Origin of the sequence: Arthrobacter sp., from assembly GCF_030540645.1 — a bacterium.
Lineage (GTDB): Bacteria > Actinomycetota > Actinomycetes > Actinomycetales > Micrococcaceae > Specibacter.
In genome coordinates, this window is record NZ_JAUNVV010000015.1 from 30,892 (window position 1) to 52,699 (window position 21,808).

Below are 21,808 nucleotides of genomic sequence, written 5' to 3' on the forward strand. Positions count from 1 at the left end.
GTCAGCTTTCGGCGATGACCATGGCGGTGGAGATGCCACCGTCGTGACTCATGGACAAATGCCAATGCTTGATGCCCTTGGACTTGGCCACCGCCGCCACCGTGCCTTTGACGTTGATGGTGGGGCCGTGTTCGTCAAGGCCGATCCAGCAGTCCTGCCAGTTCATGCCAGCCGGAGCACCAAGTGCCTTCGCCACCGATTCCTTGGCGGCAAACCGTGCCGCCAGGGACTGCGTGTTCAAGCCGCGCTCGGCTGGCACAAAGAGCCGGTCAAGCAGCCCCGGCGTCCGCTCCAACTGCCGCCCAAACCGTTCAATGTCAACAACATCCACACCAATGCCAATAATCATGACCCCAGCCTATCCCCACCCGCGCAAGCAACAGTGAAGCGGCCCCGCTGCGGGACCAGTACTATTCCACGGTGACGGACTTGGCAAGGTTGCGTGGCTGGTCCACGTCGTACCCCTTCGCCGTGGCGAGTTCACAGGCGAAGATCTGCAACGGCACGGTGGTCAGCAGCGGAGCCAAAAGGGTGCTGGTTTCGGGAATGTAGAACACGTGCTCCGCGTGGGCGCGCACCGATTCATCCCCCTCCTCCGCGATCACAATGGTTTTAGCTCCGCGTGCCCTGACTTCCTGGATGTTGGAGACAACTTTAGCGTGCAGCGAATCACGCCCGCGCGGTGACGGCACCACGACGATGACCGGCTGCCCTTCCTCTATCAACGCAATGGGACCGTGCTTGAGTTCGCCTGCAGCAAAGCCCTCGGCGTGGATGTAGGCCAGTTCCTTGAGTTTCAAGGCACCTTCCATGGCCACCGGGTAGCCGACGTGGCGGCCAAGGAACAGCACGGTACGTGTGTCGGCCATGCTGCGGGCCAGTTCCTTGATCTGGTCTGCATGGGCAAGCACACTGGCAATTTTCGCCGGTGTCTTGGCAAGCTCGGCCAGAATGTCCTTGATCTGCCCTTGGAAGAGGTTTCCGCGCAGTTGTGCCAAATAAAGTCCCAGGAGGTAGGCGGCCGTGATCTGGGCAAGAAATGCCTTCGTTGAGGCCACCGCGATCTCGGGGCCTGCGTGTGTGTACAGGACCGCGTCGGATTCGCGGGGAATGGTGGAGCCGTTGGTGTTGCAGATGGAAACGGTCGTGGCCCCCTGCTCCTTGGCGTACCGGACGGCCATCAGCGTGTCCATGGTCTCCCCTGACTGCGAGATAGAGACGATCAGTGTGCGGTCATCCACAATGGGGTCCCTGTACCTGAACTCGTGGGATAGTTCCACTTCCGTCGGGATCCTGCACCAGTGTTCAATAGCGTACTTAGCCACCTGCCCGGCGTAGGCGGAGGTGCCGCAGGCCAGCACAATGATCTTGTTGATGGTCTTGAGTACTTCCGGGGCAACGCGGAGCTCGTCCAGGATCAGGTTCCCTGCGCTGTCGCTGCGGCCCAACAGGGTCTGCGCAACTGCGTCAGGCTGGTCGTTGATTTCCTTTTCCATAAAGGACGGGTAACCATCCTTTTCAGCTGCGGCCGCGTCCCAGTCCACCTTGTATTCCCGCCCTTGGGCTGGGACCCCGTAAAAGTCTGTGATCTCGACACGGTCGGCGGTGATGGTGACCACCTGGTCCTGACCCAGCTCCACGGCCCTGCGCGTGTAGTCAATGAACCCTGAGACGTCGGATCCCAGGAAGTTCTCTCCGTCACCCAAACCCACCACGAGAGGTGAATTCCGGCGTGCCGCCACCACTACCCCAGGCTCCTTCGCATGAGTGGCGACGAGCGTGAACGCGCCGTCCAGTTGCTGGGCAGTCAACTGCATGGCCCTGGCCAGGCGTGAGCCGGACGCCTGGCCGGGTACACCGGCGTCGTCAGTATCACTGGCCAGTCCGCGGTAGATATCTCCCAAGAGGGTGGCCGCTACTTCGCTGTCGGTCTCAGAGGCGAACGTGTAGCCGCCGTCCAGCAGCTCCGCTTTTAGTCGCAAGTAGTTTTCGATGATGCCGTTGTGCACCACGGCCAGGGAGCCTCCGTCAACCACATGGGGGTGCGCGTTGGCATCCGTGGGGCCTCCGTGAGTGGCCCATCGCGTGTGACCAATGCCCGTTGTAGAGGCGGGCAACGGGTTCCGTTCCAACTCTTCGAGCAGTTTGGCGAGCTTGCCACTGCGCTTGCGCATCTCGATGCGGCCATCACACGCAACGGCGACGCCAGCTGAGTCGTAGCCACGGTATTCCAGCCGGCGCAAGCCTTCAACCAACACATCGAGGGCGCTGTGGCCCGTAGCTGAAGCAGTTCCTTGAGCCGGGGCGGTACCGGCGTATCCCACAATTCCACACATGAAAATCAATCATAAACCCCTCATTATTTATAGGACGTACTACGTCTTATAAAGGGTGGTGCACTGAAAATGCGTCAGGCCCCGAAGGACTGTCCAGCTTCATCGTTTCCCACACTGCCCCAAACAAGGCAGAATTGACCTTGTGACAGCGCAAAGAACCGAGTCCGGCAGCAGCGTCAGCGCGTCCCCTTTTGTGGAACTGGACCGCCAGACGTGGTCCCGCCTAGCCAACAAGATTGAGCAGCCTTTGGACGAGGACGACGTCCAGCGCCTCCGCGGCTTGGGCGATCAGCTCGACATGCGCGAGATCCACGACGTTTACCTGCCGCTTTCCCGACTTCTAAATTTGTACGTCGGAGCTGCCGAACACCTCCACGACGCCACCACGACGTTCTTGGGTGAACGCGGCTCCCGCACTCCGTTTGTCATTGGCGTGGCCGGGTCGGTTGCTGTTGGCAAGTCCACCACCGCCCGCGTGCTGCGCGAGATGCTCCGCCGCTGGCCTGACACCCCCAATGTGGAACTTGTCACAACTGACGGCTTCCTCTACCCCAACGCAGAGCTGGAGCGCCGCGGCCTCATGAGCCGCAAGGGGTTCCCGGAATCTTACGACCGCCGCGCGCTCCTGCGCTTTGTCAGCGCGGTCAAGAGCGGTGCCGAAGAAGTCCGCGCCCCCATGTACTCCCACCTGACCTACGACATCCTAACGGACAAGGAGGTGGTGGTTCGCCGCCCTGATGTGCTCATTGTGGAGGGCCTAAACGTGCTGGCCGCCGCCCGCCCCCGCAACGACGGGCGTTCAGGGCTGGCCGTCAGCGACTTCTTCGACTTTTCCATCTATGTCGATGCCAAGACCAGCTATATCGAGCAGTGGTACGTCGAACGGTTTCGGTCACTGCGCACCAGTGCCTTCGCCGACCCGGACTCCTACTTTCGCCGCTACGCCGAACTTTCCGACTCAGAGGCAACAGCCACCGCCTCACGGATCTGGAAGAGCATCAACGAGCCGAACTTGATCCAGAACGTGCTCCCAACCCGCGGCCGTGCACAACTGGTGCTCACTAAAGAAGCCGACCACTCGATCCGGCGAATGCTGTTGAGGAAGGTCTAGTGCAGGCTGCCGGTTTTCGTCAGGCCCGGCGTCCCCGCCAAACGCGGATGGCCAAGCTGAAGCGTGAACTTTCCTGGCCGCGACCAGGTGGCATTGCCATCACATTGGCCGGTGCTGGACTTCTCGTTACCGGCGCGCTGAATCTCCCTTCGTCAGCCGATTCACTGCTCCCATCCGCTGCGGCTGCACCCGCCACTTCCCAATCGTCGACGACGCCGGACACCGCCGCGGAGCCAGCCTCCCTTCCCCTGTCAACGGGGCCTGGTACAACGCCGTTAGCCGCATCCCAGCAGGGTGCTGAAGCGCCCTCCTTGCTCTCCGGTGCCGGTAATTCCCTTTCGCCTTTGCCGAAGGTGACCGCCACTCCACTCATCGCCGGGTCCGCGGCCGGTTCACCACTTCAAGAATTATTCGCCTCAGGAATCGCCCTTCCCATGGAGAAAGCCCTATGGGACACCAACAGTGCAGCCAGCCCGCTGGTCCTGGTCAATAAACGCCACTCACTCGTTCCGCAGCAGTACGTTCCAACGGATCTGGTAGCCCCTGGAGTCCTCACCGGTTCGACGGAACCTCCCTTGCTTCGCGCTGAGGCCGCAGCAGCCGCGGAACGCATGTTTGCTGCCGCAGCAAGCGAAGGCATCAACATCACCATCAAAAGCAGCTACCGCTCATACGACACACAGGTCTCTGTCTACGACGGCTATGTATCTGCCAAGGGAGTGGCTGCAGCAGACTCCACTTCTGCCCGGCCAGGCTTCTCCGAACATCAGACCGGATTGGCCATGGATATTGGTGATGCCAACGCGGGAACGGCTTGCGACTTTGCCTCCTGTTTTGCCTCTACAGGTGCGGCACTGTGGGTAGCCGCGCATGGGGCCGACTACGGTTTCGTGGTCCGCTACGTCCCCGGTGAAGAATCGGTTACCGGATATCTGGCGGAGCCTTGGCACTTACGCTATTTGGGTGTCTCCGTGGGCCAGGACATGAAGGTGCGGGGAATTCACAGTTACGAGAATTACTCAGGTCTGCCCGCAGCACCCGATTACAAGTAGACAGCCGGAAGCAAATATTTTCACAGCTGCCTGTTATATTCCACCGAATGGGGTATTTTAGTTGCATGCTAAAGGGATTTAAAGATTTCATAATGAAGGGCAACGTCGTAGACCTTGCCGTGGCCGTCGTTATTGGTGCAGCTTTTGGTGCCGTCGTAAACTCGCTGGTGGAAAACATCATCATGCCGCTCATCGCGGCATTGGTGGGTTCCCCCAACTTCGACAGCTTTGCGGTTCTGTCAATCAATGGCGTTGACGTCAAGTTCGGTGTGTTCCTCACCGTGCTGGTCAACTTCATCATTGTCGCCGCAGCCATCTACTTCATCGTGGTGGTGCCCATGAACCACATGATTGCACGCCGCAATGCAAAGCTGGGGATCAAGGATGAGGAGCCTGCGGTTGACCCGCAGATTGAACTGCTCACCGAAATCCGCAATGCGCTGACCACCACCAACCGCGGTGGCCAGCTGTAACTGTCCACCATAAACAACTGAGGCGGCAACCCACCCGGGTTGCCGCCTCACCTTTTAAGTATCTGTTAGAGCGTCAGCTCTGCCCTGACCACTGCCACCAGGTCATTGCAAATTCGTTCCGCAGTCTCAACATCCGCGGCTTCCACCATCACTCGCACCAATGCTTCCGTGCCTGAAGGGCGTAGAAGAACTCGACCGGTGTCACCCAGTTCAGCTTCTGCCTTGGCCACTGCCGCGTTGATGGCCGGTACGGATGAAGCCCGGCTTTTGTCGACGTTCTTGACGTTGACCATGATTTGGGGCAGCTTGGTCATGGCCCCGGCCAGTTCCTTGAGCGTCTTGCCGGTTTTGGCCACCTGAGCGGCCAACTGCAGACCGGTGAGCAAGCCGTCCCCGGTCGTGGCGTACTTGGAGAAGATCACGTGCCCTGATTGTTCCCCGCCCAGCGTATAGTCCCCGCGGCGCATTTCCTCGAGTACGTAGCGGTCCCCCACACCGGTTTCACGGATGGTGATCCCTGCGTTGCGCAAGGCTATCTTCAATCCAAGGTTGCTCATGACAGTGGCGACAAGAACATCGTCTTTGAGCTCCCCGGCGGCCTTCTGCGCAAGAGCGAGGACGGCCATTATCTGGTCACCGTCAATGACGGTGCCTTCATGATCCACGGCCAGGCAGCGGTCTGCGTCGCCGTCGTGGGCGATTCCCAAGTCCGAACCCGTGGCCAGCACGGTTTCCTGCAACAGTTCCAGGTGGGTGGAGCCCACACCGTCATTGATGTTCAACCCGTCCGGATTTGCGCCAATGACAGTTATTTGGGCGCCCGCGTTGGTAAAGACCTGCGGGGAACATCCACTGGCCGCACCATGGGCGCAGTCCAGGACAATCTTCAGGCCGTCAAGACGGTGCGGCAAGGTGCCCAGCAGGTGAAGAACATAGCGGTCCTCCGCGTCGGAGAAGCGCTGGATGCGGCCCACGTCCACGCCGGTAGGCCTGAACGCGCTGTGTTCCAGCTGAGATTCGATGGCGTCCTCAACATCGTCCGGCAGTTTAGTTCCGCCGCGTGCAAAGAACTTGATGCCGTTGTCGGGAGCAGGGTTGTGTGACGCGGAGATCATGACGCCAAAGTCTGCGCCCAGATCTGCGATGAGGAATGCGGCTGCAGGTGTAGGCAGTACCCCGGCATCGTATACGTCAACGCCGGCACTAGCCAAGCCAGCTTCCACGGCAGCTGCAATGAACTCACCGCTGGCCCGCGGATCACGGGCAATCACGGCGCGTGGCCGTTTTCCCTCGCTCATCTGCTGATGACCCAATACCACCGCAGCAGCTTGGGCCAGTGAGAGAGCCAATTCAGCCGTTAGCAGGCCATTGGCCAAACCCCGGACACCGTCTGTTCCAAATAATCTTGACATCCCCTTTAGTCTAAATGATGGAACTGCGAATACTGGCTTCCACCCGATGCACCGCACCCCGACTTTGGCGCCTCTCCGCTTCAATACTCACGAAACCGCGTACAGTCCGCGTGCCTGCGCGGGCCTGTGGCGAAATAGCGTGTGTGGAGCCAAGCGCTAATTTCAGCACCGGGACCCAAAAAATCCCCGGTCGCTGTGCGACCGGGGATTTTTGTGGGAGCGCTGAAATTAGCGCTTCGAGTACTGCGAAGCCTTACGAGCCTTCTTGAGACCAGCCTTCTTACGCTCGATGACACGAGCGTCACGAGTCAGGAAGCCTGCCTTCTTCAAGATGGCGCGGTTGTTCTCAACGTCGATTTCGTTCAATGAACGAGCAACGCCGAGACGCAATGCACCAGCCTGGCCGGAGGGGCCACCACCGTGGATGCGGGCCCAAACGTCGTAGGCACCTTCCAAGTCGAGGAGGCGGAACGGATCGTTCACTTCCTGCTGGTGCAATTTGTTCGGGAAGTAGTTGGACAGCTCGCGGCCGTTGACAACCCACTTGCCGGTGCCGGGTACGACGCGGACGCGGGCGATTGCCTGCTTGCGACGGCCAACAGCAGCGCCTGAGACGGTCAGTGCCGGGCGTTCCTTCTTGGGGGCTGCATCGGATGCAGCTGAGCTTTCGCTCGTGTAGCTGGTCAAAACTTCTTCCTCGGCCACAACGGCCTCGGTGTTCAGCTCTTCAGTGTTCTGAGCCACGATTCTCCTTGGTAAATGATTTAGGTGGTGGCCAGGACTACTGGGCGACCTGGGTGATTTCGAAAGTCTGGGGCTGCTGTGCACCATGGGGGTGCTCTGCGCCGCGGTAGACCTTCAGCTTGCTGATCTGGGAATTACCAAGCTTGGTCTTGGGGAGCATGCCGGCGACGGCCTTCTCCACTGCACGAACCGGGTTCTTCTCCAACAGTTCTGCATAGTTCACGCTGGACAGACCGCCCGGGAAACCCGAGTGGCGGTATGCGCGCTTCTGCTCGAGCTTGGCGCCGGTGAGGGCGACCTTCTCGGCGTTGATGATGATGACGAAATCGCCCATGTCCATATGGGGAGCGAAGGTCGGCTTGTGCTTTCCACGCAGCAGTGTTGCGGTCTGGCTGGCAAGACGGCCCAAGACTACGTCGTTGGCATCAATGATGTGCCACTGACGGGTGATATCGCCGGGCTTCGGGGTATACGTACGCACGGTTTTTGCCTTCGTTTCTTGTTCTTTGGTGGTGTCACAGATGGTTGACACCTGCTATCTATGCGTTTACCGGAACAGAGGTGAGGGCTCCAACACCAGTCATCCTTACACTTCCCGATAACGCCCATTCAGTGGTAGTCCTGCAACCGGACCTGCAATGGGCGCGTGGCACCGGGATAGGACACGCACAACGACTACCAACAATAGCGTTAATATGCACCTCCGGTCAAAATGGGGTGCCGGAATGCTCTGCATGAGTCCTGCGCGCTCTGGTGAGTGTGGCTCGCTCGCCAAGTTCTGCCTCATCAGGGTAGCTGACTTCCTCGAAAACCAGCGGATGCGCCCCCGCCAACACTGATTTCGCGTCCCTTATCCCTGCCAACTGACGCTCGCGCATCCAATGCGGACCTTCCACGCCCCGCCCAACACGCAGCGCAGCGCCGGTCAGAGCACGCACCATGTTGTGGCAGAACGCGTCGGCTTGGATATTGATATTAATCACACCATCAGCCTGCCGTGTGAAGTCGAAATGTTGCAGCGTGCGGATGGTCGTGGAGCCTTCTCGTGGTTTGGCAAAAGCCTTGAAGTCACCCAGCCCGATCAGCTCCGCCGCACCGGCGTTCATCAGGTCCACGTCAAGATCGTGGTTGAACCAGAGCGTTTGTGCACGCTGCAATGGATCACGGGCAGTGGAACCGTCCGCGATCCGGTAGCTGTATCGCCGCCACAGCGCCGAGAACCGGGCATCGAAACCCGGTGCCGCGGCCTCCACTGCAAGGACCTGTACGGCACCTGTCAGGTTCCCCAGGACCCTTCCCAGCGCCCCGTTGATGCGGCGTTGCAGAGCGAGGGAAGGCTCGACGTCGTGTCCCCGGTTCAGGGAGTCCCATTCCTCCTGCTTGAGGTCAAGATGGGCAACTTGTCCGCGGGCGTGCACACCGGCGTCGGTGCGCCCGGCCACAGTCAGCCGGACTGGTCGCCGCAGGATCATCGCCAGCGCCTCTTCCAATGCTCCCTGAACGGTCACCAGCCCAGGCTGCACGGCCCACCCGCTGAACGGTCCACCGTCGTACGCAATGTCCAGCCGGACCCGTACAAGGCCTAGTTCTTCCGGAGAAGGATGGGGATTTTGCATGAACCAATTCTACCGACGCACCGGCGTAGTTCCGAAAGCCGCTGCTCCCCTGCAGGACAGCCCAGTGCAGAAGGACCCGCCACCCCAACGGGATGACGGGTCCTTCCTGGCAAAACTCAAGCCATGGCTTGGGCCTTACTTGGATTCTTCGGCAGCTGCCTCTTCAACCTCGGCGGGGGCTTCCTCAGCCACAACCTCGGTCTCGACAACTTCTTCGACCGGTACTTCTTCAACCGGAGCAGCCTTGGCGGCGGCAGCGGTTGCTTCCTTCACGACGGCCTGCTTGGCGCTGACCGGTTCCAGAACGAGCTCGATGACGGCCATGGGGGCGTTGTCGCCCTTGCGGTTGCCGATCTTGGTTATGCGGGTGTAGCCGCCTTCGCGGTTCTCCACAGCCTTGGCGATGTCGGTGAACAGCTCGTGGACAATGCCCTTGTCGCTGATCAGGCCGAGAACGCGGCGGCGTGATGAGAGGTCTCCACGCTTGGCGAAAGTTACCAGTCGCTCTGCGTAGGGGCTCAGGCGCTTTGCCTTGGTCAAGGTGGTGGTGATCCGCTTGTGCTCAAACAGAGCGGCGGACAAGTTCGCGAGCATCAAGCGCTCGTGAGCCGCTCCGCCTCCAAGGCGGGGACCCTTAGCGGGTGTAGGCATGGTGTTTCTCCTCAAGTGACAGCCGAACCGGAAAGAACACGTCTAAGTGTTCTCCCGGACGGCTAGAAAATTAGTTGTTCGACTTTAGAGCTCGTCGTCGCCGTAAGCGTCGTCGTTCTCATCAAGGGCTGCGGCATGGGCGGCCAGATCAAATCCTGGAGGGGAATCCTTCAGTGACAGACCGAGCTCAACCAGCTTTGCCTTTACCTCGTCGATGGACTTCGCACCAAAGTTGCGGATATCCATCAGGTCAGCCTCGGAGCGAGCAACGAGTTCACCCACAGAGTGGATGCCCTCACGCTTGAGGCAGTTGTAGGAACGAACCGTCAGGTCCAGGTCCTCGATCGGCAATGCCATGTCTGCGGCAAGAGCGGCGTCCGTCGGTGACGGGCCAATCTCAATGCCTTCAGCTGCGGTGTTCAACTCGCGGGCCAAACCGAACAATTCAACCAGCGTGGTGCCGGCAGAGGCAATGGCATCCCGCGGGGAGATGGCCTGCTTGGTCTCTACATCAACAATCAGCTTGTCAAAGTCGGTGCGCTGTTCAACACGGGTGGCCTCCACGCGGAAGGTCACCTTCAGAACGGGTGAGTAGATCGAGTCAACCGGAATACGGCCGATCTCCTGATCTGCGTTCTTGTTCTGAGCTGCCGAGACGTAGCCGCGACCGCGCTCAATGGTCAGTTCGAGTTCGAACTTGCCCTTCGAGTTCAGCGTGGCAATGTGCATGTCCGGGTTGTGGAATTCCACGCCGGCCGGCGGTGCAATGTCTGCAGCCGTAACGACGCCGGGACCCTGCTTGCGCAGGTAGGCGACGACGGGCTCGTCATGCTCCGAGGACACGGAGAGTCCCTTGATGTTCAGGATGATCTCAGTGACATCTTCCTTGACACCGGGGACCGTGGTGAACTCATGCAGCACACCATCGAGGCGGATGCTGGTGACAGCAGCCCCTGGGATGGAGGACAACAGGGTCCGACGCAGGGAATTTCCCAGGGTGTATCCGAATCCGGGCTCGAGCGGTTCGATGACGAACCGTGAGCGATTTTCGGAAACTACTTCTTCAGAGAGGGTGGGGCGCTGTGCAATGAGCACTGGGTTTTCCTTTCAGCGAGCATCCGCTATATGACGCAACACAGGTAGTGGAAATGACGACTGACGAAAGCTGCGGGCGGCGCAGTTGGCCCTCACCAAAGGTGAAGGCCAACTGCGCAGCTCGTTTGTCTCGTTAGACGCGACGGCGCTTGGGCGGGCGGCAGCCGTTGTGGGCGCTGGGGGTGACATCCGAGATGGAGCCAACTTCAAGACCAGCAGCCTGCAGTGAACGGATAGCCGTTTCGCGGCCCGAGCCCGGACCCTTGACGAAAACGTCAACCTTGCGAAGGCCATGCTCCTGTGCGCGCTTGGCAGCGGCTTCAGCAGCCATCTGTGCAGCGTACGGAGTTGACTTGCGCGAGCCCTTGAAGCCAACTTCACCGGCGGATGCCCATGAGATGACTGCACCGTTGGGATCCGTGATGGAAACAATGGTGTTGTTAAAGGTGCTCTTGATGTGGGCCTGGCCCAGCGCAATATTCTTTTTATCCTTGCGACGCGGCTTACGGACCGCTCCACGAGTCTTTGGGGGCATTTTATTCTCCTACGAAAGTTTAATGAGGTGGCGGCACACGCTGAAAATCAGCGGCCAGCCTTCTTCTTGCCTGCGACGGTACGCTTCGGGCCCTTGCGGGTGCGTGCGTTGGTCTTCGTGCGCTGGCCATGCACGGGCATGCCGCGGCGATGGCGGATACCCTGGTAGCTGCCGATTTCAACCTTGCGGCGAATATCTGCTGCTACTTCGCGTCGAAGGTCACCCTCAACCTTGTAGTTGCCCTCGATGTTGTCACGCAACTGAACGAGTTCAGCGTCAGAAAGATCCTTTACGCGGACGTCCGGGGAGATCCCCGTGTCGGCCAGGACTTTCTTTGCACGGGTCTTGCCCACGCCGTAGATGTATGTAAGCGCTACTTCCAACCGCTTTTCGCGGGGAAGGTCTACGCCAGCGAGACGTGCCATATTTGGCTGCTCCTTGTGTAAACCGGAGGTCGTAGACAGTACACCCGCACATTTTTGTGTGATGCGGCCCTGGCCTCCGACCAGGGGTCCGTTGACCGGTTGCGAATTGCTCCGCCTTCGTCCAACTTGTGCTGCCTTATTAATTTACTTACGTGAGCAATCGCCCGGGTTTTCCTCGAAGAAGAGGAAATTAGCCCTGACGCTGCTTGTGGCGCGGGTTCTCGCAGATCACCATGACTCGACCGTTACGGCGAATCACCTTGCACTTATCGCAGATCTGCTTGACGCTCGGCTTGACCTTCATGGCATTCCTTTGCGTGATTGCAGTTGTGGTTATTTGTAGCGGTAGACGATACGACCACGGGTGAGGTCGTAAGGGCTCAGCTCCACCACAACTCGGTCCTCAGGAAGGATACGAATGTAGTGCTGGCGCATTTTTCCTGAGATATGGGCAAGAACGATGTGCTTGTTGCTCAGCTCAACACGAAACATCGCGTTGGGCAGCGCTTCAGTCACAACGCCCTCGATCTCAATGACCCCGTCTTTCTTGGCCATATCCTCCGCTAACTTTGTTGCGCCGACATAGGCAGTCCCGAGAGGAACCGATTTCAGATCGGCGTTCGATTTGCTACTGATTATTGTTCGTCCGAACGCACTCAGCATGTATGGCGTGACGCCAAGCACCGCTGCGCACCCCACAAAAGAGCAGGCACAGACAACCAACAACCTACTCTAGTGCAATTTAACCATTAAGTTAAATTGGCCCGTGCTGTCAACCGCCAGGGAATGGACGGAGGGTGCCGGCCGGAGTTTCAACCGCCGTGGCCCGCGCCACACCGTCGAGAATCGCCAGGCGAACCGCTTCGGCCGCGGCACACTGAAGTTCAATGAGTGCGGCAACAGGAACGTCCGGATTCAGCACCAGTATGTCGGCACAGGTGGCCAGGACGAAGATGGTATCCCCGTCCGCAAGGGTGTGGACGGGGTTCAGGGCTCTGGCCATGCCGGCATGCGCGGCAGTGGCTGTGCGCTTGGCTTCAGCGACGCTCAGGGTGGCGTTGCTGGCCACCACTGCGAGCGTGGTATTCAGCCCCTCCCCCGGCATCATCGCGGCGGCACCGGGCTGCCAGGGGATGCCGGCTGCATTCACCACGGCAAGGGCGCCCACCACAATGTGTGAGTTCTCCCCCGTAAGCCGCACTGACGCAGTTCCCAGACCGCCTTTGAAGTTCCCTGCCCCAATGGCGCCACCGGTCCCTGCACCTGCATTTCCGCGTTCGACGTCGGCCCCCTCGGCTGAGCCTGCAGCGTCAAGTGCCGCTTCATAACCCATGTCGGCGTTGGGCCGCTTTGCGAAGTCGCCTCCACGTCCAAGGTCAAAGATCGCGGCTGCGGGAACTATGGGAACCACACCACCCGGGACCGGAAAACCCCGCCCGTTCTCCTCGCACCAACGCTGGACTCCGGAAGCGGCAGCAAGCCCGTAGGCACTACCGCCCGTCAGGGCCACGGCGTCAACAGTGGGGACCATGGTGGTGGGGTCCAGCGCGTCCGTCTCATGCGTGCCAGGGCCGCCACCACGGACGTCAACTGATCCGATGGTCCCAGGAGGTGGCAGAACCACGCTCACACCCGTGAGCCAGCCGTTGGTGTCGCGCCGAGCCTGTCCTACCCGAATGCCGGGTACATCAGTGATGGATCCAGGGCCACTCGGTTCCGGCTGTTCGCTCATGTCCGACTCCTAGGCTGTGGTCTCCGGGTATGGAAGTCTTCCGGCCACCCTACCCGGGCCGGCGCCATGAGGAGGGGCTGGGTGGGCCCACGCTTGCCAGGTTCCCAAAAAATCGCGCCAGCGGACGCCATTGGTAGGGGCGGTTGGGCCCACGCGCCCGAGGGGCCCCATTTCGGCTCGCTCTGCGAACCGAAACGGGGAGGGCGTGGGGACTAGTCCAGCGGGACCGGGGTGACGCCCCACGGCGCAAGGCGCTCCGCTCCGCCGTCGTCCGCGGTGAGCACCCAGATGCCTTTGGCGTGCACGGCAACGGAGTGTTCCCAGTGTGCTGCGCGGGCTTTGTCTGCGGTGACCACTGTCCAGTCATCCTGCAAGGTGACCGTCTCAAGCCCCCCTCGGACCAGCATGGGCTCCAGCGCCAGGCACATGCCGGGCTTCAGCTTGGGCCCGCGGTGCTTGGAGGAGTAGTTCAGCACATCCGGGGGCATGTGCATGGCCGAGCCGATGCCGTGGCCCACGTAATCTTCCAAAATGCCCAATTCCGGCCCGGGCTGGGACGTGACGTAGTCGTCGATGGCATCGCCAATGTCACCTACGTACTTCGCTCCGGCCATGGCTGCGATACCGCGCCACATGCTTTCCTCGGTGATATCTGACAAGCGCCGGTCCGCGGGGTCTTCGTGGTCGGGTCCGCCCACAATGACGCTGCGGGCTGAGTCTGAGTGCCAGCCTTCAACAATGGCACCGCCGTCGATCGACAAGAGGTCGCCGGTTTTCAGGACGCGGGGTCCGGGAATGCCGTGCACTACTTCCTCATTGACGGAGGTGCAGATCGAGGCTGGGAAGTCGTAGTAGCCCAGGAAGTTGGAGGTGGCGCCGGCCTTCTTCAGTTCGGCCGCGAAGATCGCATCCAGTTCGCCGGTCGTGATGCCAGGCACTGCTGCAGCGAGGGTGGTCTTCAGTGCCGCGTCGAGGATCAGCCCGCTACGGTGCATGATGCGCATTTGTTCGATGGTCTTGTATTCAATTCTTTGCTGGCCAAACGCCATGAAAGAATCCTTTCGCTAAGGAAATGATGGAGGGCTCCTCCCCATAGTGCGGGAAGGAGCCCTCCTTCAGAACTGGGTACCTATATGGCACCGTTTGAAAACGCTTTGCCGCCGTTAGGCAGTCTTGACCTGCTTGATGGCGTCCATGATGCGAGCAGTCACGTCGTCCATTTCACCCAAACCGTCGACCTTCGCCAGAATGCCTCGCTCCGCATAGCGGGACACTACAACTTCAGTCTGTTCACGGTAGAGATCCAGGCGGTGCCTGATGACAGCTTCGGTGTCATCGCTGCGCCCGGTTTCCACGGCCCGTCCCAGCAACCGCTTGACGAGCTCTTCGTCGTCGGCTGTGAGCTGGACTACAACATCAAGACTTACCTCGGCAGAGGCCAGGATGTCATCGAGTTCATCGACCTGGGGCGAGGTGCGCGGGTACCCGTCAAGCAGGAACCCGTCCACCACGTCGCTTTGTGCCAGCCGGTCGCGAACCATGCGGTTCGTGACGCTGTCCGGCACAAAGTCACCGTTGTCCATGTACTTCTTCGCTTCCAGACCCAGGGGGGTTTCACCCTTGACGTTGGCCCGGAAGATATCTCCGGTGGAGATGGCAACAATGCCAAGCTCCACACAGATCCGTTCGGCTTGTGTGCCCTTACCTGACCCGGGAGGTCCAATGATCAACATTCTTGTCATCGCAATAACCCTTCATAGTGGCGCTGCTGGAGTTGCGCATCAATCTGCTTGACCGTCTCCAAGCCCACACCCACCACAATCAGGATTGAGGTTCCACCGAACGGGAAGTTCTGGTTTGCCCCAACCAGGACAAGTGCGATGAGTGGGATGAGGGCGACTATGCCCAAATAGAGCGCGCCCGGCAGCGTGATGCGCGAGATAACGTACTGCAGGTAATCCTGTGTGGGACGTCCGGCACGGATGCCGGGGATGAACCCACCATACTTCTTCATGTTGTCGGAGACCTCTTCAGGGTTGAAGGTGATCGCAACGTAGAAGTAGGTGAACCCAACGGTCAACAAGAAGTACATCAACATGTAGATCGGGTGATCTCCACGAGTCAGGTAGTTGTTGATCCATTCAATCCACCAAGGCGGGTTTGAGCCATCTGCCGGTGTGGCGAACTGCGAAATGAGTGCCGGCAGGTACAGCATCGAGGATGCGAAGATGACCGGGATAACGCCGGCCATGTTCACCTTGATGGGAATGTAGGTGCTGGTGCCACCCATCGTGCGGCGACCAATCATCCGCTTGGCATATTGAACGGGCACACGACGCTGGGACTGTTCCACGAAAACAACGAGGGCAACAACCAGCAAGCCCACGACCATCACGATCAGGAACGTGCCCCAACCCTGGGTCTTCAAAATAGCGCCAAGGGCGGTGGGGAACTGAGCTGCAATGGCTACGAAGATCAGCAAGGACATGCCGTTGCCGACACCCTTTTCCGTGACAAGCTCGCCCATCCACATGATCAAGCCTGATCCTGCTGTCAACGTAATGATCAGCAACAAGATGGTGACCAGGTTGTCGTTGGGTATCAAGGCACCAGGCTTGCCTGCTGCACCACATCCGGCAAAGAGCTGACCGGAGCGTGCCAGCGTCACCAAGGTGGTGGCATTGAGCAGACCCAAGGCTATGGTGAGGTAGCGCGTGTACTGAGTGAGCTGGCTCTGGCCCTGAGCGCCTTCAAGGTGAAGTTCCTGGAAGCGGGGGATCACAACGCGCAGCAACTGCACGATGATGCTCGCGGTGATGTAGGGCATGATTCCCAACGCAAAGATGGAAACCTGAAGCAAGGCGCCGCCGCTGAACAGATTCACAAGCTGGTAGATACCTTGGCTTGTGTCAGCAGCGTTCACGCACTGTTGGACATTTCGGTAATCAATTCCGGGCGATGGGATGAACGCACCCATGCGGAAGATGGCAATAATTCCCAGCGTGAACAACAACTTGCGTCGCAGATCAGGCGTGCGAAAGGCGCGGCCAAATGCGGTAAGCAAGCGTCCTCCTGATATGTAGTAAGGGTGGTGGGTTCTCAATGGAAGCCCAAGGAATGATTCTAGTGGGTGATCCAGCTCGCATAGAAACTATGACAGTTCAAGGGAACTGAGGGACACCCTGCGCAATTCTGTTTAGATAAAACGAAAGACCCCTGGTGAGCGGAACATAAGCTCCGCCCACCAAGAGTCTAGTCGCTAGATGTGCGCATTTGTGAACTTTTTACAGTTCGGTGGTTGTTCCACCTGCAGCAGCAATCTTCGTAACGGCGCTGGTGGAGAATGCGTCGGCAGCAATATCAACCTTGACGGTGATCTCGCCTGTGCCAAGCACCTTCACGGGCTGGTTCTTGCGAACGGCGCCCTTTGCAACCAGGTCCTCGATGGTGACAGTGCCACCTTCGGGGAAGAGCTCGTTCAGCTTGGCCAGGTTTACAACCTGGAACTCCACACGGAACGGGTTCTTGAAGCCACGCAGCTTCGGCAGGCGCATGTGCAACGGCAACTGGCCGCCGGCAAAGCCAGCCTTGACCTGGTAGCGGGCCTTGGTACCCTTGGTACCGCGACCGGCGGTCTTACCCTTGGATGCCTCACCACGGCCAACACGGGTTTTAGCCGTCTTGGCGCCAGGTGCGGGGCGCAGGTGGTGAACCTTGAGCGCATTCTGCTTTTCAGCAGTTTCTACAGTCTTCTCAGTAGCCACTTTTACTTAGCCTCCTCGACCTTGACAAGGTGCGGAACCGTGTTGATCATGCCAACGGTCACTGCATCGGCAACACGGACGACAGAGTCGCCGATGTGCTTCAGGCCCAGTGAGCGAAGGCAATCCTTCTGGTTCTGCTTGACGCCAATGACGCCCTTGGTCTGCGTGATTTCAAGCTTCTTGGCAGAAACCTGAACATTTTTCGGTGTAGTCATTACAGACCTGCCTTTTGCATATTGCGCAACAGCACGGCCGGAGCTACCTCGTCCAAAGGCAGGCCGCGGCGAGCCGCAACAGCCTTCGGGTCTTCCAGGGCCTTCAAAGCAGCAACGGTTGCGTGAACAATGTTGATGGCGTTGGAGGAACCCAGTGACTTGGACAGCACGTCATGGATGCCAACGCATTCCAGGATGGCGCGAACCGGGCCACCGGCGATAACGCCGGTACCAGCTGCAGCCGGACGCAACAGAACGACGCCGGCAGCGGCTTCACCCTGTACGCGGTGCGGAATGGTCTTGCCAATCAGCGGGACGCGGAAGAAGGTCTTCTTGGCTTCTTCAACACCCTTGGCGATGGCGGCCGGAACTTCCTTGGCCTTACCGTAGCCAACGCCAACCAGGCCGTTGCCGTCACCAACGATGACGAGCGCGGTGAAGCTGAAGCGACGACCACCCTTGACAACCTTGGCTACACGGTTGATGTTGACAACGCGCTCGATGAACTGGCTCTTCTCAGCCTCACGTCCACCGTCGCGACCGCCGCGGCCACGGCCACCGTCGCGACCGCCTTCGCGGCCTCCACGAGCACCGTCGCGACCGCCACGGCCACGGGCGCCATCGGCGCCTGCAGCTGTTTCGGTCTTTGCGGCTGCACCGTCAGCTGCAGTTGCTTCTGACACAGTGTTCTCCTTGTTAGTGTTCTCGGTCACAGTGCCAGACCGCCTTCACGTGCGCCATCAGCAATTGCTGCGACACGGCCGTGGTAGCGGTTACCGCCACGGTCGAACACAACAGCTTCGATGCCGGCAGCCTTGGCGCGCTCAGCAATGAGTTCGCCAACGCGCTTGGCCTTGGCGGTCTTGTCACCGTCAAATGAGCGCAGGTCTGCTTCCAGGGTCGATGCCGACGCCAGGGTCAGGCCCTGGGTGTCATCAATGACCTGCACGAATACGTGGCGTGCTGAACGGTTGACCACCAGACGCGGACGTACAGTGGTGCCGCTGACGCGCTTACGAACGCGCAGGTGACGACGGCCGCGTGCTGCGGCCTTGGACTTTCCTCTTACGGACAGTGCCATGGTTACTTACCAGCCTTTCCGACCTTGCGGCGGATGATTTCGCCGGCGTAGCGTACGCCCTTACCCTTGTACGGGTCGGGCTTGCGCAGCTTGCGGATGTTGGCAGCAACTTCGCCCACCTGCTGCTTGTCAATGCCTGACACGGAGAGCTTAGTGGGGCTCTCAACTGCCAGTGTGATGCCCTCGGGTGCCTCAATGACAACCGGGTGGCTGAAGCCCAGAGCGAACTCGAGGTTCGCGCCCTTGGCGACTACGCGGTAACCGGTACCAACAATTTCCAGCTTCTTCTCGTAGCCCTTGGTGACACCGATGATCAGGTTGTCAATGAGGGTGCGAGTCAAACCGTGGAGTGAACGCGAGTTGCGCTCATCGTTGGGGCGGCTAACGCTGATGGTGTTCTCTTCGAGAGCAACCGCGATGGGGCTGGCAACAGTAAGCTGCAGCGTTCCCTTCGGGCCCTTGACGGAAACCAGGTTATCTTCAACCTTGACCTCGACGCCGGCAGGCACGGAGATGGGGAGACGTCCAATACGTGACATTTTTCTTTCCCTTCTCTCTCTACTACCAGACGTAGGCGAGGACTTCCCCACCCACGCCCTTCTTGGCAGCCTGACGGTCGGTCAAAAGACCTGAAGACGTCGACAAGATGGCGACACCCAACCCACCCAGCACGCTGGGGAGGTTTGTGGACTTTGCGTAAACGCGCAGGCCGGGCTTGGAGATGCGGCGCAGGCCAGCGATTGAACGCTCACGTGCGGGGCCATACTTCAAGTCGATGGTCATCTTCTTGCCAACTTCGGCGTCTTCGACCTTCCAGGCAGTGATGTAACCCTGTGCCTTGAGGATGTCGGCGATATGGCCTTTAAGTTTGCTAAACGGCATGGACACGGTGTCGTGGTGTGCCGAGTTTGCGTTGCGCAGACGCGTAAGCATGTCTGCGACAGGATCTGTCATTGTCATTTGGGCGCTTGCCCTTCCTCGTAACGGTTTCCTTCGCGTAGCGCACCCGCGCCGGCATCAAATGCCGGGACGACGCGCCCGCAGAACGGACCTTTTACGTAGATTATTTATCTTCGGATTTGAACGGGAAGCCAAGTGCCTTGAGGAAGGCACGGCCTTCGTCATCGGTCTTGGCTGTGGTGACGACGGTGATGTCCATGCCGCGGGGGCGGTCAATGGAATCCTGGTCGATCTCGTGGAACATAACCTGCTCGGTCAAACCGAAGGTGTAGTTGCCGTTGCCGTCAAACTGCTTGCCACTGAGGCCGCGGAAGTCGCGGATACGGGGCAGTGCCAGTGTGACCAAACGGTCCAGGAATTCCCACATGCGGTCTCCACGCAAAGTTGCGTGGCAGCCGATCGGCATGCCTTCGCGCAGCTTGAACTGTGCGATCGACTTGCGGGCCTTGGAAACCTGGGGCTTCTGGCCGGTGATGGCTGTGAGGTCGCGGACGGCGCCATCGATGAGCTTGGAGTCCTTGGCGGCATCTCCAACACCCATGTTGACAACGACCTTGACCAGGCGCGGAACCTGGTTCACGTTCGAGTATTTGAATTCCTCGATCAGGGTCGCCTTGATTTCCGCTGCATAGCGGGTCTTCAGGCGGGGTGTGATCTTGGGTGTGTTCTCTGCAACTGCGGCGCTCATGGCAGGTCCTTCCCCGAGGTCTTGGCAACGCGGACACGTACTTGACGCTCGCGGCCATCGCGCTCAACGGTTTCGATGCGGTAGCCAACGCGAGTCGGCTTCTTCGTGGACGGGTCCACTACAGCAACGTTGGAGATGTGAATGGGTGCCTCGACGGTCTCGATGCCACCAGTGTTGGTGCCACGTTCGGTCTGTCCGGCTTTGGTGTGCTTGGTGACGCGGTTTACACCTTCAACCAACACGCGGTTGGTTTCGTTGTAGACCTTCAGGACCTTGCCCTGCTTGCCACGGTCGCCGCCACGCTCAGCCTTGGCGCCTGTGATGACCTGAACCAGGTCACCCTTCTTGATCTTTGCCATCAGTTACAGCACCTCCGGAGCCAACGAGATGATCTTCATGAATTTCTTGTCACGAAGTTCACGGCCAACCGGGCCGAAGATACGGGTACCGCGGGGGTCCCCGTCAGCCTTGAGAATGACAGCTGCATTCTCATCAAACTTGATGTAGGAACCATCCGCACGGCGGCGTTCCTTCTTGGTGCGAACGATGACAGCCTTGACGACGTCACCCTTCTTTACGTTACCGCCGGGAATTGCATCCTTGACGGTGGCGACAATGGTGTCGCCAATGCCTGCGTAGCGGCGTCCGGATCCACCGAGAACGCGGATGGTCAAGATTTCCTTGGCCCCCGTGTTGTCGGCGATCTTAAGCCGCGACTCCTGCTGAATCACTAGAATCTCCTGTTCGTCGCGCCGGTTCTTGGCCATATATCAGCTATGGACAAGCCTTGCGGAACGTATTGTTCGGGATGTCTCTCGACGCGCCTGGATTTTGCCAAAACACGCCTAAATGCTTCATGCCAAATGCACTTTCCAATCCGGCCAGGTGCATGAAAAACACGCGGCAGACGGCAGTTTGTAGTGGCACGATGCATTTACGAGGTATTTGCCCACCTGATTCCACCACCGAAAACGGCGGCACGGAAAAGGCGCAGCAATAGACAATCCTAGCACGATGCCGGAACCAATCGTTACGCCGTAAGCCCGCTCAGGCGTTGCCTTCCCCACACCACGGGGTGGTGGAAGGGTTAAACGACGCAGGGCCCGTCACCGCGAACGGTGACGGGCCCTGCGTTTAGTTCACAAGCTCAACGCAAAGCGTTGAAAATGCTTACTTGGCCTTCTCGATGATCTCCACCAGGCGGAAACGCTTGGTGGCGGACAGCGGGCGGGTCTCACTGATGAGAACCATGTCGCCGATGCCGGCACTGTTCTCTTCGTCGTGGGCCTTGACCTTCTTGTTCCGGCGCAGAACCTTGCCGTACAAGGCGTGCTTTACGCGGTCTTCGACCTCGACGACGATGGTTTTGTCCATCTTGTCGGAGACGACGTAGCCACGCATCTTCTTGCGCTCGCCACGAACCACAGCCGTGGCGCCTTCTTCAATGTTGTCTACAGAATCGCTCACTTGGCGTCCTCCTCAGATTCTTCAGCCTTCTTGGAGGCCTTCTTGGCTTCCTTGTCAGCCTTCTTGGAGGCCTTCTCCACGGGTGCAGCGGCAACGACGTCCGGGCGAATGCCCAGCTCGCGCTCACGCAGCACTGTGTAGATACGGGCGATGTCGCGCTTTACAACGCGCAAGCGACCGTGGCTTTCCAGCTGGCCAGTGGCTGACTGGAAACGCAGGTTGAACAGTTCTTCTTTAGCCTTGCGGAGTTCTTCAACAAGACGTGCATTGTCGAACCCGTCAAGCTGTGCAGGGGCAAGTTCCTTGGAACCAACTGACATCTCTACTCACCACCTTCGCGACGCACAATGCGTGCTTTCAACGGCAGCTTGTGGATTGCCAGGCGCAATGCCTCGCGTGCTACCTCTTCTGATACACCGGAGAGTTCAAAGAGAACACGGCCGGGCTTGAC

At 59.4% G+C, this 21,808-nt stretch carries 31 protein-coding genes; 3 read left to right on the top strand and 28 right to left on the bottom strand.

Annotation, left to right across the window (positions count from 1 at the left end; translation table 11 throughout):
* Window position 1: 1 nt before the first annotated feature.
* Both Q4P21_RS04765 and glmS read right to left on the bottom strand, forming a co-directional pair.
* On the bottom strand, window positions 2–349 hold the full coding sequence (locus Q4P21_RS04765; RefSeq protein WP_207343546.1) for a holo-ACP synthase: 348 nt from the start codon (window positions 347–349) through the stop codon (window positions 2–4).
* Between the two features lie 61 nt (window positions 350–410).
* Window positions 411–2,336: a glutamine--fructose-6-phosphate transaminase (isomerizing) gene (gene glmS, locus Q4P21_RS04770; protein WP_303387687.1), complete on the bottom strand. Its 1,926-nt coding sequence runs from the start codon at window positions 2,334–2,336 to the stop codon at window positions 411–413.
* 142 nt (window positions 2,337–2,478) lie between these two features.
* On the opposite strand from glmS, the gene coaA reads away from it, so the two are divergent.
* The 3 genes from coaA to mscL all read left to right on the top strand — a co-directional run bounded on the left by coaA (window position 2,479) and on the right by mscL (window position 4,972).
* Window positions 2,479–3,447, top strand: coding sequence for a type I pantothenate kinase (gene coaA / locus Q4P21_RS04775; protein WP_207343544.1), 969 nt, complete (start codon window positions 2,479–2,481; stop codon window positions 3,445–3,447).
* A gap of 434 nt (window positions 3,448–3,881) precedes the next feature.
* Entirely contained in the window at window positions 3,882–4,499 is a 618-nt protein-coding gene (locus Q4P21_RS04780; RefSeq protein ID WP_303387688.1) for a D-alanyl-D-alanine carboxypeptidase family protein, read from the top strand.
* A gap of 65 nt (window positions 4,500–4,564) precedes the next feature.
* The gene (mscL, locus tag Q4P21_RS04785) at window positions 4,565–4,972 is read left to right on the top strand and encodes a large conductance mechanosensitive channel protein MscL (protein ID WP_207343542.1); all 408 of its coding nucleotides are present in this window, start codon (window positions 4,565–4,567) and stop codon (window positions 4,970–4,972) included.
* Window positions 4,973–5,037: 65 nt separating this feature from the next.
* Here the strand turns inward: mscL and glmM are convergent, their stop codons facing one another.
* From glmM to Q4P21_RS04915, 26 genes are all read right to left on the bottom strand, one after another.
* On the bottom strand, window positions 5,038–6,384 hold the full coding sequence (gene glmM / locus Q4P21_RS04790) for a phosphoglucosamine mutase (protein WP_303387689.1): 1,347 nt from the start codon (window positions 6,382–6,384) through the stop codon (window positions 5,038–5,040).
* A gap of 228 nt (window positions 6,385–6,612) precedes the next feature.
* Window positions 6,613–7,128, bottom strand: coding sequence for a 30S ribosomal protein S9 (gene rpsI, locus Q4P21_RS04795; RefSeq protein WP_207343540.1), 516 nt, complete (start codon window positions 7,126–7,128; stop codon window positions 6,613–6,615).
* A 37-nt stretch (window positions 7,129–7,165) separates the two neighbouring features.
* Window positions 7,166–7,609: a 50S ribosomal protein L13 gene (rplM, locus tag Q4P21_RS04800; RefSeq protein WP_207343539.1), complete on the bottom strand. Its 444-nt coding sequence runs from the start codon at window positions 7,607–7,609 to the stop codon at window positions 7,166–7,168.
* Window positions 7,610–7,835: 226 nt separating this feature from the next.
* Window positions 7,836–8,744 (bottom strand): tRNA pseudouridine(38-40) synthase TruA, encoded by a 909-nt coding sequence (locus Q4P21_RS04805; protein WP_303387690.1) that lies wholly within the window; start codon window positions 8,742–8,744, stop codon window positions 7,836–7,838.
* 135 nt (window positions 8,745–8,879) lie between these two features.
* Window positions 8,880–9,395 (bottom strand): 50S ribosomal protein L17, encoded by a 516-nt coding sequence (rplQ, locus tag Q4P21_RS04810; RefSeq protein ID WP_303387691.1) that lies wholly within the window; start codon window positions 9,393–9,395, stop codon window positions 8,880–8,882.
* A gap of 84 nt (window positions 9,396–9,479) precedes the next feature.
* On the bottom strand, window positions 9,480–10,490 hold the full coding sequence (locus tag Q4P21_RS04815; protein ID WP_207343536.1) for a DNA-directed RNA polymerase subunit alpha: 1,011 nt from the start codon (window positions 10,488–10,490) through the stop codon (window positions 9,480–9,482).
* A gap of 133 nt (window positions 10,491–10,623) precedes the next feature.
* On the bottom strand, window positions 10,624–11,025 hold the full coding sequence (gene rpsK, locus Q4P21_RS04820; RefSeq protein WP_038464649.1) for a 30S ribosomal protein S11: 402 nt from the start codon (window positions 11,023–11,025) through the stop codon (window positions 10,624–10,626).
* A gap of 47 nt (window positions 11,026–11,072) precedes the next feature.
* The gene (rpsM, locus tag Q4P21_RS04825) at window positions 11,073–11,450 is read right to left on the bottom strand and encodes a 30S ribosomal protein S13 (protein ID WP_038464651.1); all 378 of its coding nucleotides are present in this window, start codon (window positions 11,448–11,450) and stop codon (window positions 11,073–11,075) included.
* Window positions 11,451–11,640: 190 nt separating this feature from the next.
* Window positions 11,641–11,754 (bottom strand): 50S ribosomal protein L36, encoded by a 114-nt coding sequence (rpmJ, locus tag Q4P21_RS04830; RefSeq protein ID WP_011775570.1) that lies wholly within the window; start codon window positions 11,752–11,754, stop codon window positions 11,641–11,643.
* Window positions 11,755–11,783: 29 nt separating this feature from the next.
* Window positions 11,784–12,005: a translation initiation factor IF-1 gene (gene infA, locus Q4P21_RS04835; protein ID WP_207343633.1), complete on the bottom strand. Its 222-nt coding sequence runs from the start codon at window positions 12,003–12,005 to the stop codon at window positions 11,784–11,786.
* 217 nt (window positions 12,006–12,222) lie between these two features.
* Window positions 12,223–13,182, bottom strand: a complete 960-nt coding sequence (locus Q4P21_RS04840; protein WP_303387692.1) for a P1 family peptidase — start codon at window positions 13,180–13,182, stop codon at window positions 12,223–12,225.
* A gap of 212 nt (window positions 13,183–13,394) precedes the next feature.
* Window positions 13,395–14,231, bottom strand: coding sequence for a type I methionyl aminopeptidase (gene map / locus Q4P21_RS04845; RefSeq protein WP_303387693.1), 837 nt, complete (start codon window positions 14,229–14,231; stop codon window positions 13,395–13,397).
* 114 nt (window positions 14,232–14,345) lie between these two features.
* Window positions 14,346–14,924, bottom strand: coding sequence for an adenylate kinase (locus tag Q4P21_RS04850; protein WP_303387694.1), 579 nt, complete (start codon window positions 14,922–14,924; stop codon window positions 14,346–14,348).
* Window positions 14,921–16,246: a preprotein translocase subunit SecY gene (gene secY / locus Q4P21_RS04855; RefSeq protein ID WP_207343533.1), complete on the bottom strand. Its 1,326-nt coding sequence runs from the start codon at window positions 16,244–16,246 to the stop codon at window positions 14,921–14,923. Before secY ends, Q4P21_RS04850 begins: the two co-directional genes overlap by 4 nt.
* Before the next feature lie 220 nt (window positions 16,247–16,466).
* The gene (gene rplO / locus Q4P21_RS04860; protein ID WP_207343532.1) at window positions 16,467–16,946 is read right to left on the bottom strand and encodes a 50S ribosomal protein L15; all 480 of its coding nucleotides are present in this window, start codon (window positions 16,944–16,946) and stop codon (window positions 16,467–16,469) included.
* 2 nt (window positions 16,947–16,948) lie between these two features.
* Window positions 16,949–17,161, bottom strand: a complete 213-nt coding sequence (gene rpmD / locus Q4P21_RS04865) for a 50S ribosomal protein L30 (RefSeq protein WP_207343531.1) — start codon at window positions 17,159–17,161, stop codon at window positions 16,949–16,951.
* The gene (gene rpsE / locus Q4P21_RS04870) at window positions 17,161–17,874 is read right to left on the bottom strand and encodes a 30S ribosomal protein S5 (RefSeq protein ID WP_207343530.1); all 714 of its coding nucleotides are present in this window, start codon (window positions 17,872–17,874) and stop codon (window positions 17,161–17,163) included. The genes rpmD and rpsE overlap by 1 nt, the downstream gene beginning before the upstream one ends.
* On the bottom strand, window positions 17,871–18,242 hold the full coding sequence (gene rplR / locus Q4P21_RS04875) for a 50S ribosomal protein L18 (RefSeq protein WP_207343529.1): 372 nt from the start codon (window positions 18,240–18,242) through the stop codon (window positions 17,871–17,873). Before rplR ends, rpsE begins: the two co-directional genes overlap by 4 nt.
* Window positions 18,243–18,244: 2 nt before the next feature.
* A complete protein-coding gene (rplF, locus tag Q4P21_RS04880) occupies window positions 18,245–18,781 on the bottom strand; it encodes a 50S ribosomal protein L6 (protein WP_207343528.1) in 537 nt (178 codons plus the stop codon).
* Window positions 18,782–18,803: 22 nt separating this feature from the next.
* Window positions 18,804–19,202, bottom strand: coding sequence for a 30S ribosomal protein S8 (rpsH, locus tag Q4P21_RS04885; protein ID WP_207343527.1), 399 nt, complete (start codon window positions 19,200–19,202; stop codon window positions 18,804–18,806).
* Between the two features lie 103 nt (window positions 19,203–19,305).
* Window positions 19,306–19,890, bottom strand: coding sequence for a 50S ribosomal protein L5 (gene rplE / locus Q4P21_RS04890; protein WP_207343526.1), 585 nt, complete (start codon window positions 19,888–19,890; stop codon window positions 19,306–19,308).
* Window positions 19,887–20,249, bottom strand: coding sequence for a 50S ribosomal protein L24 (gene rplX, locus Q4P21_RS04895; RefSeq protein WP_207343525.1), 363 nt, complete (start codon window positions 20,247–20,249; stop codon window positions 19,887–19,889). Before rplX ends, rplE begins: the two co-directional genes overlap by 4 nt.
* Before the next feature lie 3 nt (window positions 20,250–20,252).
* Window positions 20,253–20,621 (bottom strand): 50S ribosomal protein L14, encoded by a 369-nt coding sequence (gene rplN, locus Q4P21_RS04900; protein ID WP_044576718.1) that lies wholly within the window; start codon window positions 20,619–20,621, stop codon window positions 20,253–20,255.
* Between the two features lie 439 nt (window positions 20,622–21,060).
* Window positions 21,061–21,291: a 30S ribosomal protein S17 gene (gene rpsQ, locus Q4P21_RS04905; RefSeq protein ID WP_207343631.1), complete on the bottom strand. Its 231-nt coding sequence runs from the start codon at window positions 21,289–21,291 to the stop codon at window positions 21,061–21,063.
* A 62-nt stretch (window positions 21,292–21,353) separates the two neighbouring features.
* The gene (gene rpmC, locus Q4P21_RS04910) at window positions 21,354–21,677 is read right to left on the bottom strand and encodes a 50S ribosomal protein L29 (protein ID WP_038464680.1); all 324 of its coding nucleotides are present in this window, start codon (window positions 21,675–21,677) and stop codon (window positions 21,354–21,356) included.
* 2 nt (window positions 21,678–21,679) lie between these two features.
* Window positions 21,680–21,808: ribosomal protein L16 (locus Q4P21_RS04915; RefSeq protein ID WP_303387697.1), on the bottom strand; the 129-nt coding region annotated here is incomplete at its 5' end.